Consider the following 2,127-nt stretch of genomic DNA (forward strand, 5'->3'; position numbering starts at 1 on the left):
CGAACACACGCTTGTGGAAGGGACGTCTGGAGAGTTGTCGGGGTGAGTGGCTTTCAGGTGACGGGGTGTCCGAGGGTGAGGGCGGCTTTACGGAAGCGGTCGAGCTTGTCGGCCGGGACGCCGAGGTGGCGGTCGCCGAGGCGTGTGGCGAGCGCGCGGATGCGCCGGTCGCTGGCCAGCAGCGCGCAGGTGGCCGCGTCCGCGCACTCGATCAGGTGGACGGGGCCGAGATCGCGGGCCGCGCCGACGCGCCGCTCGGCGTCGGCCAGGAGCGTGGCGACGGTGTCCGGCAGGGCGGTGGCGGCGTGGTCGAGGTAGGCGCGCAGTTCGGCGAGGTCGCGTCCGGCGTGCACGGCGGCCAGCAGCGAGGCGGGGCTCAGAGCCCAGGTCCGGTCGCCGGTGCGGGTAGCGAAGGCATCCAGGAGCAGGGCCTGGGCCGGGGGCAGGCCATCGAGGGCGACTAGGTCGTGGTTGGCGAGGACCTTCAGCGCCGCGACGCCCCCGGCGGTGGCTGGTTCGGGGGCCGGCCCGGGGAGGTAGGTGGGGGTTTGCCCGGTGGCGAAGGCGCCGAGAGGGGTGAGACGGATCGCGTGCAGGCCGTCGTAGCGGCTGAGCCGCTCCAGCCAGTCGCCGCCCCAGTTGTGCCGGTAGTCGTCGCGTGCCCCGGCAGCGTCCACGTACTCGACGTCGATCAGTCCCAGCGGTGCGGCGTACTCGAACAGCACGGCCATGGTGTAGCGGCCCTGAAGCAGCGCCCAAGGGTGGTGGCCGTCGTAGCCGAGGCTGCCGTACTCGGGGTCTTCCAGGTAGAGCTTCCACAGAGCCCGCTCGGAACGTACAACCGAGGGGTTGTGCCCCGCTTTGCGCATGGTGGTGAAGAGCTGGTCGACGGTGGTCCACTCGCCGGCAGCCACGGCGGCCAGCGCGGCGCCGACGTGGCCGCGCCGTGGCTTGAGTGCGCTGAGCACGTTCGCGGCGCGCTGGCCTTTGACCGCTTCGATGCGGGAGAACTCGTCCAGGATCGTGCTGGAAAGCCAGCGTTGCCACAGGCCGGCCAGCACCCGGTGCGCGGGCTGGGTGAGGGCCTGCTGGCCGCGCGTGGTCAGCGCGAGCTTGCCTGCGGCCAGCTGGGCCAGGCCGCCGGCCTGCAGAAGTAGGGGCCAGGCGAAGGCGGCTATCGGTTCGTCGGGGTAGAAGTCGCCTGCGTCCAGTACCTCGGCCACTTGGGCGATGGTCGCGGCGGACGGGCGCAGTGTCTTGGCACTGCACTTCACCCGCCCCGCGGCGCACAGTTGCAGCAGTGTCCGCAGATCGGCCTGGGCGTGGTGCTCGGTGAGGCGGATCTGCGAGGTCTCGGTGTCGTGCGGGTGGGTCACATCGGCCCCGAGGCGAGGATGTACTGGTAGTTGCCTGCGCCGCGGGTGCGCTCCAAGGTGGCCAGCACCGTGCGGGCGTCGTCGCGGGGACCGCTGAGATAGAAAGGCATGCCCTGGTTCCCGAAGCCGATCTGTGGCAGCGCGCCGGCTGGTTCCCCCAACACTGCGGCGGCTTGTGTGAAGCCGGGGGCCGGCTCGAATCCGAGCTCGCGGGCGTAGGCGACGGCACCGTAGACGATGGCTTGCGCCTGCTCGATACCGATCGGCAGGGAGGGTTCCTCGAACGCACTGTAGTAGGAGCGCCGGTGGGCCTCCAGCGAACCCGCACCCATGGTGTGGGGCTCGATCACGTCCTTGACGCCCAGGCAGTACACGTCCACCAGCACACCGGTCACCGTCACCCGGCTTGCCCGCTCCCGGCGTGCCACCAGCAGTTGCGCGAACCCCGCCCCGGTTGCTTCCTCACTCGCCGAGGAGTCATGCGCCGCCCACTCAGGGCAGGCCGACAGGTCCAGCCCGCTGCTCCAGCCCGGGCTCAGCCAGCAGCCCACCACCGGCCGGTCTCCCGGTTTAACCGCCTGGTCGGCTGCGGCGGCCCGCCGCAGCAGCACCCCCGCCTGTCCGGGGCGAAGCCCCAACGCCCTCGCCACCTGCTTGGGGCCACTGCCGGCTGCCCGCAACGCCCGTACCCGTTCCAGCAGCTCTGTGTCATCGTCTTCGCGCACCGCGTCATTGTGCCCGACCAGCCCGA

The 2,127-nt window shown here is 71.5% G+C and carries 2 protein-coding genes; both read right to left on the reverse strand.

Annotation, left to right across the window (positions count from 1 at the left end; genetic code table 11):
• Positions 1-53: 53 nt before the first annotated feature.
• On the reverse strand, positions 54-1,376 hold the full coding sequence (locus ACWDA7_RS52295) for a helicase-associated domain-containing protein (protein WP_450615204.1): 1,323 nt from the start codon (positions 1,374-1,376) through the stop codon (positions 54-56).
• On the reverse strand, positions 1,373-2,127 hold a 755-nt coding region (locus ACWDA7_RS52300), incomplete at its 5' end, for a hypothetical protein (RefSeq protein WP_450615206.1). The genes ACWDA7_RS52295 and ACWDA7_RS52300, both read right to left, overlap by 4 nt.

The organism is Streptomyces sp. NPDC001156 (assembly GCF_053598275.1).